Raw genomic sequence first — 17,031 nt, forward strand, 5'->3', positions numbered from 1 at the left:
CTTATTGAAATGAATTGATATCAGCATGTTTCTGAATCGATACACTATGGGTCAATAATTCTGTTTGGATTTCAACATACTCTTGAAGCGTGAATTTTTTGTGTAAAGCCCATCTTCTAAAACTCCACATCTGTCCCTGAACGAAAATGTTATGGGAGACGAGGCTGATCTGTTGCTTCGTCAAGTGAAGCTCCCCGTTCTTGACACAATTGGTGATGACCTTTTCGAACATGCCCACCATTTCGATTTCCTTGTTTAAAACGTATGGTAAGGCATCCTTGGTCAAGGCTTTCACCTCTTGATACATGACCAATACTTCATCCTGCATCTCATCCATTACCTGATAAAAATAGGCGATCGTCAGTTTCAGGCTATCTAGCGTCCCATCACTCTGTTCGATTTCCCTCTGAAGTTTCTCCCGGACCTCATCATAAATAAAGTCACAGACGAGATATAAAATGTCTTCCTTCGTCCGGATATACTCGTATAACGTACCTATACTAAAACCGGATGCTTTAGCAATCTCCCTTGTTGTCGTCCGGTGAAACCCCTTCTCTTTAAATAGGTTAACGGCACCTTTAATCATCTGCTTACGCCTTTTCTCGATCAGCCTCTCATCCTTGACAGATGCTTGAACTTCTCTTTTTTCCATTTCTTAAACCCCTTTTAGAAAGCTCACCCTTCACCTTCAGGGAGCCTTTCAGAAAAATGAAAAGGGTATTCCGGGAGGCGGAAGGGCCTCTCCGGAAAACCTGGTTTCGACTCTATTTAGTTATCATCCTTGAGATGACCAGTTTTTGAATTTCCTGTGTTCCCTCATAAATTTGGGTGATCTTTGCATCACGCATAAAGCGTTCAACCGGGTAATCTTTTGTATATCCATACCCGCCAAACACTTGAACAGCCTCCGTTGTTACTTTCATGGCTGTGTCCCCGGCAAAAAGTTTCGACATGGCGGATTCCTTTCCATAAGGGAGGCCCACTGACTCCAGCCAAGCCGCTTGATACGTTAAGAGTCGCGAAGCCTCGACACCTGTCGCCATATCCGCCAATTTAAAACCGATTCCCTGCTGTGCGGAAATAGGTTTTCCAAACTGGACGCGTTCTTTTGCATAACCAACCGCCGCATCCAAGGCTCCTTGGGCAATACCGACTGCCTGAGCGGCAATTCCGTTACGTCCGCCATCAAGAGTCATCATCGCGATTTTGAACCCTTCGCCTTCTTTTCCCAAAAGATTTTCTTTTGGTACACGGCATTCATCAAAAATGATTTCAGTTGTCGGTGAAGAACGAATTCCGAGTTTTTTCTCTTTTTTACCTACACTGAAGCCTGGGAAATCCTTCTCGACAATAAAGGCACTTGTTCCTTTTTGTTTAGACTCCGGATCTGTCAATGCAAATACTACATACGTATCGGCGATACCACCGTTCGTGATGAATATCTTCGAACCATTGATGACGTATTCATCTCCTACAAGCTTGGCAGTTGTTCTCATGCCACCGGCATCAGACCCTGAGCTTGGTTCCGTCAAACCATATGCACCGATTTTTTCACCTTGAGCCATCGGGCGAAGGTATTTTTGTTTCTGTTCTTCCGAACCAAATTTATAGATCGGCCAACCAGCAAGGGATGTATGGGCCGAAAGTGTAACCCCTGTAGAGGCACATACACGGGATAGTTCTTCGATTGCGATACAATACGCAAGATAATCGCTTCCGATGCCACCGTATTCTTCTGGCCATGGAATTCCGGTCAGTCCAAGTTCAGCCATTTTATCAAAAATCTCACGGTCAAACCGTTCTTCTTCATCTCTTTCGGCTGCTGTTGGAGCCACTTCATTTTCAGCGAAATCACGCACCATTTTCCTGATCATTTCATGTTCTTCCGTTAATTTAAATTGCATATCCATGTCCCCCATCTTCTTGGTTTTAGAGATGTTTATTAATGACGATCCTTTGTATCTCACTGGTTCCTTCATAAATTTCCGTCACCTTGGCATCCCGGAAGTAACGTTCGACCGGGTATTCCGTTGTATACCCGTACCCTCCGTATACCTGAATGGCCTCAGTTGTCACTTCTACAGCCGTCTTCGATGAAAACAACTTTGCCATCGATGCCTCCTTGCCACAAGGTAACCCAAGCGACTGAAGATAGGTCGCTTGATAGACTAATAACCTGGAAGCCTCGATGTTCGTGGCCATTTCGGCCAATTTGAAACCGATGCCTTGCTGCATGGCAATCGGTCTGCCGAATTGCACCCTGCTCTTTGCATACTCGACAGCATGTTTCATGGCGCCTTCTGCAATACCGAGGGCTTGAGAAGCAATGCCTATTCTTCCAACGTTCAGGTTGGCCATTGCAATTTTGAACCCTTCACCCTCGTTACCAAGGAGATTCTCAGCTGGTATTCTCATATCTTCAAAGGTTACCTGTACCGTACTGGAACCATGAAGTCCCATTTTCCGCTCATTTTTCCCGAAAATAAGGCCAGGTGTTCCTCTTTCTACGATAAAGGCAGAAATGCCCTTGCTTTTCTTACTCGGATCACTGGAAGCGAATACAATGTAAACATCTGCCTCCGCTCCATTTGTGATGAATACCTTTGAACCGTTCAGCCGGTAGGTGTCGCCTTCCTTTACGGCTTTTGTTTTCAAACTCGCAGCATCGGATCCTGAACTTTGTTCCGTCAAACAGAAGGCACCTAAGTATTCACCTGCAGCAAGCTTCGGGACAAACCTCTCTTTCTGTTCTTCCGTTCCGAAGTAAACGATTGGATTCGTGCCAACGGAAGTATGGACCGAAAGTATGACACCCAGAGTCGGGCTCACTTTAGAAATTTCATTGATGGCAATGATATAAGACATGAAATCCATCCCTGCTCCACCATATTGCTCTGGGATCGGGATACCCATCAGTCCAAGTTCACCCATTTTACGGAGGATCTTTTTGGGAAACTCCCCTCTTTCCATCGATTCTATATGGGGCTCTATCTCCTTTTCGGCAAAATCACGGACCATCTTGCGCATCATTTCCTGCTCTTCTGTGAATTGGAAATCCATCCCTACATTCCTCCCCTGATGCCCTTGCTCTACCTGAAGACTAACTGTATTCATAAAAACCACGTCCTGACTTCTTACCAAGCCAACCTGCTTTTACATATTTCCTCAATAACGGACATGGACGGTATTTGTCGTCCCCTAACCCATCATGGAGGGTTTCCATTATGTATAAACATGTATCCAGGCCAATGAAGTCCGCGAGTGTAAGTGGTCCCATGGGATGATTCATGCCTAACTTCATGACGTCATCGATCGCCTCTTTGGTTGCTACACCCTCGTATAGGGTATAAACCGCCTCATTGATCATTGGCATCAGTATCCGGTTCGCAACGAATCCAGGAAAATCATTCACTTCGACCGGGACCTTACTTAAGGACTTTGCCATTTCCTCAATTTCTTCATATACGTCGTCTGCTGTAGCAAGACCACGGATGATCTCGACCAGCTTCATGACCGGAACCGGATTCATGAAATGCATGCCGATCACCTTCTCCGGCCTTTTTGTCGCAGCAGCTATTTCCGTAATGGGAAGCGATGACGTATTGGTCGCCAGTATGACATGCTTCGGGGCGATTTCATCCAATTGGGCAAAAAGCTTCGTTTTGATTTCCATATTTTCAATGGCTGCTTCAATGACCAAATCCACATCTTTCGCTTGATTCAAATCCGTTGATGCTGTCAACCGGGATAACGTTGCCTCTTTATCTTCAGCAGGCAGTTTTCCTTTTTCTACTTGTCGGGAAAGGTTCTTGGTAATCGTACCTAATCCCTTTTCTACATATTCTTCTTTCAAGTCATGCAATAGAACATCATAGCCGCTCATTGCGCATACCTGGGCAATACCAGAACCCATTTGCCCTGCACCAATGACCATAACCTTTTGAATGCCCATCCAAAATCCCTCCTTAGTTATCTAGCAATCTATTTTCCCTGCGTTGGCACTTCTATTAAAATGGCATCTCCCTGACCGCCGCCACTGCAAATGGCTGCAATGCCCAATCCGCCGCCGCGACGTTTCAATTCATGCATAAGCGTGATGATGATGCGGGCTCCACTAGCCCCAATCGGATGTCCCAATGCTACGGCACCACCGTTTACATTTACTTTTTCAGGATTGACATTCGCAATCTTCCCACTGGCTAGGGCGACAGCGGCAAAGGCTTCATTGATTTCAAATAAATCTATGTCCTCGATGGATTTACCGGACTTTTTCAAGAGTTCATTGATGACCAAACCAGGTGTTTTGGGAAAGTCTTTGGCTTCCACAGCCACTTCTGCATGGCTCAAAATATAGGCAAAAGGCGTTACCCCTTCTTTTTCTGCACGTTCTTCACTCATTAAGACAAGGGCTCCCGCTCCGTCATTGACCCCTGGGGCATTTCCAGCCGTGATGGTCCCTTCGTTATTAAAGGCCGGACCTAATTTGGCCAGCTTCTCGGCTGATGTATCTTTTCTTGGGCCTTCATCATGCTCAATCGTCATAGGCGTTCCTTTTCTTACCGGAACCTCTACGGCAATGATCTCTTCAGCCAAAATTCCGGCATCGATTGCCTTAATGGCCTTTTGGTGACTTTCATAAGCCCAGCTATCCTGCTGCTCACGCGTAAGCTCCAGTTCTGCAGCTGTACTGTTTCCATACGTCCCCATATGTACGCCTGTAAAGCTACAGCTAAGGCCATCCGAGATCATCGTATCCTTCAGCTGACCATCGCCCATCCGTAGTCCCCATCTCGCTTTCGGGAGAATGTATGGTGCGTTGCTCATCGATTCCATTCCACCAGCAACGATGATTTCTTCCTCCCCTAAGCGAATAATCTGATCTGCCAATGTCACGCTTCGAAGACCTGAGGCGCAAACTTTGTTTATCGTTTCCGTTTTCACTTCCCAAGGTAACCCTGCATTACGTGCTGCTTGCCGAGAAGGGATCTGCCCTTGCCCCGCTTGGAGCACATTCCCCATAATGACCTCGCCTACCTTGCTTCCATCAATCCCTGCCCGTTCAACCGCTTCTTTGATTGCTATTCCACCAAGCTGTGAGGCTGTCAAACTGCTGAGGCCCCCGCCGAACTTACCAAAAGGTGTTCTCACACCGCTAATGATCACTGTTTTCGTCATTATTCATTTCCTCCTCAGGTAAATTGATTGAACGCTCGCTCGATGTCCGTATAAAAAAAATTTGAAAGCGCTTAATTCCATTTTACATATTTTTTACAAAAATTAAAATATTTAGTTTATATAAAAGAGAAATTGCCTGCTTCTAGTGAATGTATTCATTTAAAAGAAGCAGGCAATTCTATTTAACTTAAGACGCTACTGGCTTACTATCTCCCAGGATTGCCTTTTCGAGTAATTCGGCAACATCATACGTTTTCACATTCTCTTCAACTTCTTTTGCCTTCGTCCCGTCCGACAACATCGTCAAACAGTATGGGCAACCTGAGCTAATAACAGTTGGGTTTACTGCAAGAGCTTGTTCGGTACGGGAAACGTTAATTCGGTTACCCGTTTCCTCTTCCATCCACATCAAGCCGCCCCCAGCTCCACAGCACATTCCTTTCTCACGGTTACGTTCCATCTCGACAAGTTTGACGCCTTCAATGGATTGCAAGATTTCACGTGGTGGGCTGTATACATCGTTATATCTTCCCAAGTAACAGGAGTCATGGAAGGTAATCGTTTCATTGACCGGGAATTGCGGTACCAGTCTTCCTTCCTTAACAAGCTGAGCAAGTAATTCCGTGTGATGGTACACTTCCGCTTCCAGTCCAAAGTCCGGATATTCATTCTTGAAGATATTATATGCATGCGGATCGATGGTCACGATTTTTTGGATATCGTTTTTCTGGAATTCTTCGATATTTTTCATGGCCAGTTCTTGGAAAACAAACTCATTTCCTAGACGGCGAGGAGTATCGCCCGAATTTTTCTCCTTATTTCCTAAGATGGCAAATTTGACGCCAGCTTCATTCATTAATTTAGCAAAAGAAAGGGCGATTTTTTGGCTTCGGTTATCATACGACCCCATCGAGCCTACCCAGAATAAATATTCAAATTCCTCATCCGCTTTTTTCATTTCCTTGACGGTTGGGATGACAACGTCGTCACGTAAACCTATCCAGTCTTCTCTTTCTTTACGGTTCAATCCCCAAGGATTCCCTTGGCGTTCGATGTTTGTCATCGCACGTTGGGCATCGGGATCCAAACGACCTTCCGTCAGCACCAAGTAACGGCGCATATCAATGATTTTATCAACATGTTCATTCATGACCGGACATTGATCTTCACAGTTCCGGCACGTTGTACATGCCCATAGTTCCTCTTCCGTGATGACTTCCCCAATAAGGCTAGCGCTATAGGCCTCGGTTGCTGCTGCAGACTCCTGCGCCCCCTGCCCCGCACTCGCTAAAGCGATTTGGTTGCCCTTTGTATTTCCAAATACGAAAGACGGAACCCAAGGTTGCTTAGTCGTAACGGCTGCCCCTGTATTCGTTAAGTGATCACGCATTTTGATAATGATATCCATCGGCGATAGCATTTTTCCCGTACCTGTGGCCGGACACATATTCGTACAGCGACCACACTCTACGCAGGCATATAGGTCAATCATTTGATATTGCGTTAAGTCTTCGATATATTTGGCACCATAATATTGATTTCCTTCTTTATCCAAAATCTCTTCCTCTAAATCCACCGGCTTCAGCTTACCCGGGTTATCCAAACGATTCAGGAATACATTAACGGGTCCAGCAATTAAATGAGCGTGCTTGGACTGCGGGATATAGACAAGGAACGATAATATGATGATCAAATGCAACCACCAAGCTACGTAAAACACGACAGTCGCTGCGGTCGGTCCCATCCAGTTGAATAAAAACGCAATGCTGGATGCTACGGGTTCTGACCACGTTGCATCATGACCGTGCCAGATCATTCCCATTCCATTACCTGTTAATACGGTAACCATGATTCCGGTAATGAAAATGACGACCAACCCTGCTTTAAAATCTCTTTTCAATCGAACAAGCTTCTCTACATAACGGCGGTATGCTGCCCATAAGATTGCAACAAGAACCGTGAGCGTCACGACTTCCTGAAAGAAAGTGAACGCCGGGTATACCGGACCAAATGGTAAATGCCATCCTGGCTTTAATCCTTTAATAAAAAAGTCAATGGCTCCAAATTGTACTAAGATGAAACCATAAAATAACATGGAGTGTATGATTCCACTCTTCTTGTCTTTAAAGAGCTTCTTTTGTCCGAATACATAAACCCCAATTTTAACCAGCCGTTCTTTGACGCGATTATCGAATTCCACCTTTTTGCCAAGCTTTATATAGGCCATTCGAGTCCTGATTAAATAGACAAATAATCCAGCAGCGTAAGCGGTTACAAGTAAAAATGCAATTAAGTTAATCCACAGCAGGCCATTCATTTCCATTGCATGCGTTCCCCCTTTTATATATTCGTGAATCGTGTAAAAATGCCAGATCACCACTTTAAAATTATAGAAAAAATGGCATTTTCCTGAAATTTGATTATCTCCATTATATAATGAATGAGCATTCAGTCAACTTTTTTCTTTGTAAATATTGTTATTTTTCTACACCCACTAGTAAAGTTCGACAATTCCGTCAATTACCCTTCTTATTTTTTAAAAAAATCCACTTTCTCTTGTACTTAATTAATGGTTACAAATAGGTTGTTTGAGTCAAACTAACTTAAACCATTAAGGGGGGATCGTGTTGAAGGTGTTCGTTACGTTTTTTTCTATATTAATGTTGATCCTCACTTGGTGCTGGGTTGATTTCAAATTAGGCTATAAGCAGCAGGTAAAGCGGGCAACGAACATCACTTTCCCGCCCCGTAAAAGTGAAATGACCGTCTTTACATCAGGGAAAATCCTATTCGAAGATTTCCTGAAAGAAATTGAACGGGCCCAGGAGTCCATACATATTCTTTTTTATATCGTGAAAGAGGATCAATTTAGCAATGACTTTTTGAAGTTGCTTCAAAAAAAGGCAGAATCGGGTGTGGAGGTGAGGCTGTTGGTAGATAGGGTCGGAGGTAAAAAAATGTCCCGGCAGTCCATTCAAGAATTAAAGAAAAGCAATGTTCACTTTTCATATAGCTTTAAACCGAAGACCCCTTTCCTTTTCTATTCCACGCAAAGAAGAAATCACCGGAAAATCACCGTAATTGACGGAAGGATTGGGTATCTGGGCGGTTTTAATATTGGGAAGGAATATATTAATCAAGGAGAAAAGCTAAACCCTTGGCGTGATTACCACCTGAAAATCACGGGGGAAGGAGTGAAGGATTTACAGGAAGTTTTCCTTTCTGATTGGTTTTATGATACAAAAGAAGATTTCAGGGGGACTCCCGCCTATTTTCCTGAATTAGTTCCTGGCTCACAAGCTCAACAGTTCATCGTGACTAATGGAAGCGACCTTGAACAAACTCTGATAAACCTGATTCAAAAAGCTGATACGGAAATTATTATTGGGACACCCTACTTCATCCCAAGCCATAAATTGTTTGAAGCATTAAGGGAAGCCCTTTCCAGAAAGGTAGCGGTCACCGTCATCGTTCCGGACGTTTCGGACCATGCCCTAGTTAAAGAGGCATCATTCCGCTACTTTAGAATTTTATTAAGAGAAGGCGCCTCCATCATGCAATTTCAGAGAGGGTTCTACCATTCTAAAGTGATCTTGATCGATGATATTATGTGTGATATCGGTACGGCAAACTTTGATAAACGGAGTTTATTCCTGAATAGCGAAATCAATTGTTTAATATATGACCGCCGCTGCATAGAAGATGTGAAGGATGAATTGGCGATCGACATTGCTGAATCTAACCCAATAGCGGAAAAGACACTCTCCTCCCCTAATATCTTACGTTCAGCAAAAGAATCACTAGCTGCCATCCTTTCCCCTTTTCTTTAAAAATCGGGTAATGGGAGAGAAGAAAATGAAAATACGATTCGGATTTGTTTCCAATGCAACCTGTCTTTGGGAGGCCTCCCCTGCAAAGACCCTGACCTTCAAACGATATAACGAGCTTGGTCAGGAAGAAGGAAGGCAAAAGCTATTGGAGGTGACCAAACAAAATATCGAGAACACATTGCGGGTCCTTCAGTATAATACGGCCCATCAGGTCGAGCTTTACCGACTTTCCAGTTCCATCGTGCCCTTGGCGACTCACCCGGACGTAAAATGGGATTTTGTCACCCCTTTTGCAAAAGAATGGGAAAAACTTGGGGATTGGGTATTGGCGAACAACATGCGGGTCAGCTTTCATCCGAACCAATTTACGCTTTTCACTAGCCCGAAACCAAGCATTACTGAAAATGCCGTGAAGGATATGGAATTTCACTATAAAATGCTTCAAGCGATGGGCATTGCAGACCAATCCTTCATCAATATCCATATTGGCGGCGCCTACGGTGATAAAGATTCAGCAATCATTCGCTTTCATGACAACCTCAGGTCGCTCCCTGAACATGTAAAAGCAAGGATGACCCTGGAGAATGATGATAAAACCTATACAGCTTCCGAAACGTTACGTGTATGTAAGCGGGAAGGCATTCCTTTCGTCTTTGATTATCATCACCATCTTGCCAATCTATCCGTGGAGCCGCTTAACGAGCTACTCACCGATGTCTACACTACATGGGAAGACAGCAATTCGGTCCCTACAATCCATATTTCTTCCCCAAAGTCAGCCAGTGCGTTTCGTTCACATGCCGATTATATTGATATAGCCTTCATTATGCCCCTCCTAAAAGCACTCACGGAGTTGGGGAAGGATGTTGATTTCATGATTGAAGCAAAAATGAAGGATCAGGCGATGCTGAAATTGATTGAAGAGATGTCTAGAATCCGTGGAGTGAAAAGAGTAAGCGGGGGATCTGTTTTCATTAAATAAAAAAGCGGCCGTTTCACGGGAAACGACCGCTTTTTCTTATTACATTTTTTCCGGTGCAGAAACGCCGATTAGTGCCAGTGCGTTTCTCAACGTAATTTGAACCGATTTCACTAGAGCAAGACGAGCTTTACTTCTATCCATTTTCTCACTATCCAATACTTTATCCGCATTGTAGAAGCTGTGGAATGTAGAAGCCAGGTCGAAAATATAATTCGTCATGCGGTGCGGCATCCGTTTTTCGGCTGCTTCCGCGATTGCCTGTGGGAATTCCCCTAATTTCTTCAATAGCTCGAATTCCTTCTCCGTAGAAAGAGCAGTAAAATCAGTGATGCCTTCATAGCTAATCCCTTGTTCCACACCTTGACGCAAGATGCTTGAAATACGGGCATGAGCATATTGTGAATAATAGACCGGGTTATCATTGGATTGTGATACAGCTAGATCAAGGTCAAAGTCCATATGTGTGTCCGCACTTCTCATGGCAAAGAAATACCGTGTGGCATCCAGACCGACCATTTCAATCAAGTCGCGCATCGTTACCGCTTTACCGGTACGCTTGCTCATTTTCATTTTCTCGCCATCTTTGAATAGATGAACAAGCTGAATGATCTCCACTTCAAGCTGCTCACGATTATAGCCTAACGCTTCGATTGCCGCTTTCATACGTGGAATATAACCATGGTGATCCGCTCCCCAAATATTGATGAGGGTGTCGAATCCACGCTCCAATTTATTGCGGTGGTACGCAATATCCGGTGTCAGGTATGTGTAGGAGCCATCCTTTTTGATAAGAACGCGGTCCTTATCATCGCCAAGTTCTGTTGAACGGAACCAAGTTGCCCCGTCTTCTTCATAAACATGGCCTCTCTCCTTCAGAACGCTTAGTGCTTCGTCGATTTTCCCATTTTGATAAAGGGACGTTTCCGAGAACCACACATCAAAACCGACACGGAAATTTTCCAAGTCCGTTTTCAACTTAGCCATTTCACATTTCAATCCGTACTCACGGAAAAAGTCATAACGTTCTTTTTCATCGACGTTAACATACTTATCTCCATATTCCTTCGCAAGCGTTTTACCAATCCCGATAATATCTTCGCCGCGGTAACCGTCTTCAGGCATTTCTTTATCAAGGCCAAGTGCTTGGAAGTACCGTGCTTCGATTGAAATTGCCAAGTTATTGATTTGGTTACCTGCATCATTTATATAGTATTCGCGCGAAACGTCGTATCCCGCTTTTGATAGAACATTACATAACGTGTCACCAACAGCAGCACCACGCGCATGACCAAGGTGCAGGTCACCAGTCGGGTTTGCAGAAACGAACTCAACCTGGATTTTTTCGCCTTTACCATAATCGCTTTCCCCATAGGCTTCATCTGCTTTCAGAATCACTGGAACCAACTCTGTCAGATAAGAGTTATCCATGTAAAAGTTTATGAATCCCGGGCCTGCGATTTCAATTTTTTCAATGGATGCCTTGGACTGATCAAAGTTCTCGATGATTGCTTCTGCAATCATTTTCGGTGCTTTTTTTGCGATTTTCGTTAATTGCATCGCCATATTCGTGGAGTAGTCTCCGTGTGTCTTATCTTTTGGAAGTTCTAACACTACTTGGGGGACCTGTTCTTCCGTTGCCAAACCAGCTTTAATAACCGCATCTTTAATTTCCTGTTTCAGTTTTTCCTGTACCTCATTTACTATATTCATGTTCTAAGCTTCCTCCTTGTAGGAAATCGTCATTTCATATTGCCCGGGTTCGCTTCCCTGCATATGTAGTGCATAGCGAAGGATCAGTTTCCCTTCCTTTTTCTTTTCATCCCATTGATGCTGAATTTTCTTTGTGGTCGTCGATAGCCCCAACCTGCCATATATACTTTCATAATGTCCATTTGTCGCTTCCTGCAAGCGGAAAAGCTGTCTCATTTTAACGGCACCGTTCCTAAGCAGAATCGTTTCGTTCGTTTTATGCTTAATGGTTGTCTGCGTTTTGCCGGCTTCATTTTCCTCTGCATATTGCAAATACAAATCGGACCCTTTATACATCCTTGTACCAAAAGTGACGAGCTCATACGTTTCCGTTTCAGAGCCATGCCTGATTTTTGTCTGCAATGTCACTTTAACATTCTGCTTATCTATATCATGAAGAGTCAAAGCTACACTTCCTTCATCATCTCGTTCTTAACTTTATAAGTATAAATATTCTTCAATGAAGTTTCAACTTGGAGCGGAAAATAAAGTTTCATATCTTGTCTTAGTATGCAATTCATTTGAATGTAACGCAAGACAAGCTCTTAATTACGAAGGGAAAGCGATGATATTTCCCGAATACATACAAAAAAAGGCCATTCCCGCTAAAATGCAGGAACAGCCTCCCCTATCATATTTAACCCTTTTGAACCCAACCAAGAATCATTTCACGAATCAGCTTGCTTGCCGTATTCGCCGTTTGTTCAGATGGATCATAAATCGGGGCCACTTCTACTAAATCACAGCCAACCACATTCACTTCTGAACGGGCTATCTCGTGGATCGAAGCTAAAAGCTCTTTGGACGTAATGCCACCGCAGTCGACGGTCCCTGTACCCGGCGCATGCGCAGGGTCAAGCACGTCGATGTCTATCGTCACATAAACCGGACGACCCGCTAATTGCGGCAATACTTCCTTCAGGGGCTCAAGCACTTCAAACTTAGAGATGTGCATGCCATTTTCCCTTGCCCATTGAAATTCTTCCTTTAGCCCGGAACGGATTCCAAATGAATAAACATTACTTGGCCCGATAAGCTCTGCTGATTTTCGGATGATGGAAGCATGGGAAAGTGGCTCTCCTTCATAATCCTCCCGCAAATCTGTATGGGCGTCCATATGGATAATGGCCATATCGGGGTACTTTTTAAACATGGCTTTTATGACAGGCCATGTAACAAGGTGTTCTCCCCCCATGCCCAATGGGAATTTACCGGCATCAAGCACACCGTCTACAAATTCTTCAATCATATCGATACTGCGTTGAGGATTACCGAAAGGCAATGGGATATCCCCAGCATCATAGAATTTCACTTCTTCCAATTCACGGTCTAAGTATGGGCTGTATTCTTCCAAGCCGATTGAAACTTCTCGAATCCTTGTTGGGCCAAAACGGGAACCCGGACGGAAGCTGACTGTCCAGTCCATCGGCATACCATAAAGCACCGCTTCGGATTCCTCGAAGTCCGGATGGCTTTTAATGAATACATTGCCTGAGTACGCTTCATCGAATCGCATGTTCATGCCCCCTTATTTCACTAAATCTTGAACGAATTTAGGCAGGACGAAAGCTGCTTTATGAAGTTCTTTTGTATAGTATTTTGTTTCTATATCGTGGAAACGCTCGTCTGAAACGTCAAGCGGATTATATTTTTTAGAACCGATCGTGAATGCCCACAGCCCACTTGGATACGTCGGGATATTGGCTAAATAAAGGCTTGTGATCGGGAATATTTCTTTCACGTCGCGCTGTACATCACGGATTAAGTCTGATTTAAACCAAGGGTTGTCCGATTGGGCAACGAAGATTCCGTCTTCTTTCAAAGCCTTGGAGATGCCGGCATAAAAGCCTTTGGTAAATAGATTTACGGCAGGACCCACTGGTTCGGTGGAGTCCACAAGAATCACATCGAATTCATTTTCACTCTTCGCGATGTGCATAAAGCCATCCCCTACTTGCACATCGACACGTGGATCTTCTAGCATGCCTGCAATTTCAGGTAAATACTTCTTGGAGTATTCGATGACCTTTCCATCAATATCAACCAGTGTAGCTTTTTTTACGCTTGGATGCTTAAGGACTTCACGGATAACTCCGCCGTCTCCTCCTCCTACGACCAAAACATTTTCTGGATTAGGATGTGTAAATAAAGGAACATGGGCTACCATCTCGTGGTAAACGAACTCATCGCGTTGGGATGTCATCACCATGTCATCCAACAAAAGCATATTTCCCCATTCTTCAGTTTCAATCATATCCAACTTTTGAAACTCCGTTTGTTCCGTATGTAAAGTACGATTCACTTTCATCGTAATACCAAAATTCTCTGTTTGTTTCTCAGTAAACCAAATGCTCATTTATTAACGCTTCCTTTCCAAAATCTTATAGTCTTTCAACTAATTGGCCGATATTCGGTATACCCATTAGCTAGAAAAAGTATAGACGAATCTACCAGAAATGCAAGATAAATATTACAATTCCACTTCTTATGTTTAAAAATATCTTTTTTTTCCATAATAGTAATAGATTCTTTTTTTAAAAATAAGAGAGGTGAAAGCAATGGAGCTCATTCCAAGCGAACGTTTTAAAAGGACAACTAAATATGTGCGGGCTTTCATCATTTTTGCCACAATAGGTCTCATCATTCTCTTTGTCTTGCTTCTCTCTTTACTGATGTATGCAAAAATACTAGGTCCGCCGCCTTTGGCTGTACCTCAATCTACCCTATATTATAGCCATGACGGAAATGTGATTGGAGAATCCGATAATGGTCAAAAACGCTACTGGGTCGGGCTGGAATCGATTTCACCCGAACTAGTCAAGGCAACAGTCGCAGTAGAAGATCGACAATTTTACACCCATAAGGGCTTTGATATAAAACGGATCGGTGGCGCCATTCTTGCTGATGTCCGTGCCATGTCCAAGGTTCAAGGGGCAAGTACGATCACCCAGCAATATGCCCGGAATCTCTTTCTTGACCATGATAAGACGTGGTCGCGTAAGCTCAATGAAGCGTTCTATACAATACGCCTGGAAATGAATTACTCAAAAAAAGACATTCTAGAAGGCTATTTAAATACGATTTACTATGGCCATGGCGCCTATGGGGCACAAGCTGCAAGCCAATATTACTTCGGTAAGGATGCCAAGGATTTGACGCTTCCGGAGGCAAGCATGCTAGCCGGAATCCCAAAGGGGCCATCCAACTATTCGCCTTTGGACAACCTGGATAAGGCCAAATCAAGGCAAAAGGTCGTCCTGCATGCCATGCAAACCAAAGACTATATTTCAAAAGCTGATACGGATGAAGCCCTCCAGGCATCCCTTTCTTTAAATGGCGAACATGGTACTGTAACCAAGAAAATGGCTCCTTACTTCCAGGATGCCGTCAAACAGGCCCTAAAAACGCAACTTCATTTAGATGACCGGACAATCGAGCTCGGGGGCTTAAAGGTTTATACCACATTGGATGAAAATCAACAGCGCATCGCAGAGGAGTCCCTCTCCACTGTCATACCCGAACAGGCTAGCATCCAAGCATCACTGGTGGCCATGGATCCCAGGACCGGGGAAGTCCGCGCACTCGTCGGGGGCACTGACTACACAGCTTCACCATTCAACCGTGTCACACAGGCCCTACGCCAGCCAGGATCGACAATAAAGCCGCTTCTATACTATTCAGCACTAGAAAACGGGTTTACACCGTCAACCACTTTAAAAAGTGAGGCCACAACCTTTACCTTTGATGATGGCCATACTTCATATAAGCCGCATAACTATAACTATCAGTATGCGAATGATGAGATAACGATGGCACAGGCCATTGCTTTATCCGATAACATTTATGCCGTGAAGACCCATCTATTTCTCGGCGAACAGGCATTGGTTGATGCGGCTCGTCGTTTTGGCATCACTTCCAAAATGGATGCGGTCCCTTCCCTTGCACTTGGCACATCCAATGTGAGGCCCATTGAAATGGTCAATGCGTACGGAATCCTGGCTAATGGCGGCAAAAAAGTAGAGCCTACATTCATCACCAAGGTGGAAGACCGAAAAGGTGAAGTCATCTTCGAACGATCCCAGAAAGGTGAACAGATTCTGGATAAGGATAAGGCATTTGTCATGACTGAAATGCTTACCGGGGTTTTTGACGAAACGCTAAACGGCTACACGAAGGTGACAGGGAGCACGATCAGTTCCCAATTGACGCACCGCGTCGCAGGGAAGTCGGGTTCCACTTCCACCGACAGCTGGATGGTCGGTTATACGCCTCAACTGGTTGCAGGTGTATGGACTGGCTACGATCAAGGGAAAAAGATAGAAATCCCCGCCGAAAAAAGTTATGCGAAAAAAATATGGGCATCCTATATGGAGAAGGGTTTGAAAGGGCAACCTTCCAAACCCTTTAAGGAAACGGGTAATGTAATCGGTGTACATGTCAATCCAGCAAGCGGCAAACTTGCAACAGATGCCTGCCCCGTCTCCAGATTAACTTACTATGTAAAAGGAACCGAACCCGTGGAATACTGTGAAGAGCACTTCAAGCAAAAGAACACCAAAAGTGCTCCGAAGGACGGGAAACATAAAAACCCCTGGTATAAAAAAATCTTAAAACCTTGGGGATAACGAAAAACCCCGAAGCCGGTAGCGGCTTCGGGGTTTTTCTGTCCTAGTTCCACAGTGTCTAAACTGCTGTCTCTAAGTTTACTGATTTTATTCGCTTCGTACAAGTGATTTTTTTACTAAACTTCACATTTCATACAATAATACACATTTAAACCATCAAAGACCGTTTAAGCTCATCGGATGAACGCTCCCACATTCCTGCATCGTGGTTTTTCAGGAACTCGGCAAGGATGCTTTTTGATTTATCGTCCATATCCTCGACGATGATATGACGTTTCAAGGATTTATCCATCCGGTTAACATGTTCCGGCAAGGATTTGTACCCACGTCTGATTGAGCGGTCCACCGTCATCTCACAAGCGGTCACCCCGGCATAGTACGGACCAGTTTGCAGGGCTTCAATCGTTACCCAAACAAGCCAGTAGGGTTTCCCATTTGGCACTTCCTCTTTTGTCTTTAGAAACTTGATTCCTTTTTCCACAGCACTTCTTGCATGCATCGCGCCGATGTCGACTTCCGCTTCACCAGCATCCACATCAATGATGACCGGTGAAATATTGTCGAGAGTTAAAACACCAGCGCCATATCCGCCATGGCCTTTCATCGGATCATTTTTAATAATATTGAAGCCTATCTTTTTCTTTGGTTGTTCTTCCATGTTAATAACCCC

Annotated in this window: 14 protein-coding genes; 3 read left to right on the forward strand and 11 right to left on the reverse strand. The window is 44.2% G+C overall.

Going from position 1 to position 17,031, the window contains the following annotated elements:
- Position 1 precedes the first annotated feature (1 nt).
- From ACIQXR_RS05800 to ACIQXR_RS05825, 6 genes are all read right to left on the reverse strand, one after another.
- Complete coding sequence (locus ACIQXR_RS05800; protein WP_402870260.1) at positions 2 to 652, reverse strand: TetR/AcrR family transcriptional regulator; 651 nt, start codon at positions 650 to 652, stop codon at positions 2 to 4.
- Between the two features lie 112 nt (positions 653 to 764).
- Complete coding sequence (locus ACIQXR_RS05805; RefSeq protein WP_402870258.1) at positions 765 to 1,904, reverse strand: acyl-CoA dehydrogenase; 1,140 nt, start codon at positions 1,902 to 1,904, stop codon at positions 765 to 767.
- Between the two features lie 25 nt (positions 1,905 to 1,929).
- Positions 1,930 to 3,060 (reverse strand): acyl-CoA dehydrogenase, encoded by a 1,131-nt coding sequence (locus ACIQXR_RS05810; RefSeq protein WP_402871309.1) that lies wholly within the window; start codon positions 3,058 to 3,060, stop codon positions 1,930 to 1,932.
- A gap of 40 nt (positions 3,061 to 3,100) precedes the next feature.
- Positions 3,101 to 3,952, reverse strand: a complete 852-nt coding sequence (locus ACIQXR_RS05815; RefSeq protein ID WP_402870256.1) for a 3-hydroxybutyryl-CoA dehydrogenase — start codon at positions 3,950 to 3,952, stop codon at positions 3,101 to 3,103.
- A 29-nt stretch (positions 3,953 to 3,981) separates the two neighbouring features.
- Positions 3,982 to 5,175 (reverse strand): acetyl-CoA C-acetyltransferase, encoded by a 1,194-nt coding sequence (locus ACIQXR_RS05820; protein ID WP_402870253.1) that lies wholly within the window; start codon positions 5,173 to 5,175, stop codon positions 3,982 to 3,984.
- Positions 5,176 to 5,362: 187 nt separating this feature from the next.
- On the reverse strand, positions 5,363 to 7,492 hold the full coding sequence (locus ACIQXR_RS05825) for a heterodisulfide reductase-related iron-sulfur binding cluster (RefSeq protein WP_402871306.1): 2,130 nt from the start codon (positions 7,490 to 7,492) through the stop codon (positions 5,363 to 5,365).
- A 307-nt stretch (positions 7,493 to 7,799) separates the two neighbouring features.
- Between ACIQXR_RS05825 and cls the strand changes: the two genes are divergently transcribed.
- Both cls and uvsE read left to right on the forward strand, forming a co-directional pair.
- Positions 7,800 to 9,005: a cardiolipin synthase gene (gene cls / locus ACIQXR_RS05830; RefSeq protein ID WP_403079716.1), complete on the forward strand. Its 1,206-nt coding sequence runs from the start codon at positions 7,800 to 7,802 to the stop codon at positions 9,003 to 9,005.
- 25 nt (positions 9,006 to 9,030) lie between these two features.
- Positions 9,031 to 9,987: a UV DNA damage repair endonuclease UvsE gene (gene uvsE, locus ACIQXR_RS05835; RefSeq protein ID WP_403079718.1), complete on the forward strand. Its 957-nt coding sequence runs from the start codon at positions 9,031 to 9,033 to the stop codon at positions 9,985 to 9,987.
- 39 nt (positions 9,988 to 10,026) lie between these two features.
- On the opposite strand, the gene argS is transcribed toward uvsE, so the two are convergent.
- The 4 genes from argS to speE form a co-directional block, all read right to left on the reverse strand.
- Positions 10,027 to 11,697, reverse strand: coding sequence for an arginine--tRNA ligase (gene argS / locus ACIQXR_RS05840; RefSeq protein ID WP_403079720.1), 1,671 nt, complete (start codon positions 11,695 to 11,697; stop codon positions 10,027 to 10,029).
- 3 nt (positions 11,698 to 11,700) lie between these two features.
- Positions 11,701 to 12,141, reverse strand: a complete 441-nt coding sequence (locus tag ACIQXR_RS05845; RefSeq protein WP_402954930.1) for a YwiB family protein — start codon at positions 12,139 to 12,141, stop codon at positions 11,701 to 11,703.
- A gap of 232 nt (positions 12,142 to 12,373) precedes the next feature.
- Positions 12,374 to 13,252 (reverse strand): agmatinase, encoded by an 879-nt coding sequence (speB, locus tag ACIQXR_RS05850; RefSeq protein ID WP_402870244.1) that lies wholly within the window; start codon positions 13,250 to 13,252, stop codon positions 12,374 to 12,376.
- Positions 13,253 to 13,264: 12 nt separating this feature from the next.
- A complete protein-coding gene (gene speE / locus ACIQXR_RS05855) occupies positions 13,265 to 14,092 on the reverse strand; it encodes a spermidine synthase (RefSeq protein WP_403079722.1) in 828 nt (275 codons plus the stop codon).
- A gap of 202 nt (positions 14,093 to 14,294) precedes the next feature.
- On the opposite strand from speE, the gene ACIQXR_RS05860 reads away from it, so the two are divergent.
- Positions 14,295 to 16,361 (forward strand): transglycosylase domain-containing protein, encoded by a 2,067-nt coding sequence (locus ACIQXR_RS05860; protein ID WP_403079724.1) that lies wholly within the window; start codon positions 14,295 to 14,297, stop codon positions 16,359 to 16,361.
- Positions 16,362 to 16,509: 148 nt separating this feature from the next.
- Here ACIQXR_RS05860 and ACIQXR_RS05865 read toward each other — a convergent pair whose 3' ends face one another.
- A complete protein-coding gene (locus tag ACIQXR_RS05865) occupies positions 16,510 to 17,019 on the reverse strand; it encodes a YwhD family protein (RefSeq protein WP_403079726.1) in 510 nt (169 codons plus the stop codon).
- Positions 17,020 to 17,031 lie beyond the last annotated feature (12 nt).

Source organism: Peribacillus sp. NPDC097224, assembly GCF_044761985.1.
Taxonomy (GTDB): Bacteria; Bacillota; Bacilli; order Bacillales; family DSM-1321; genus Peribacillus.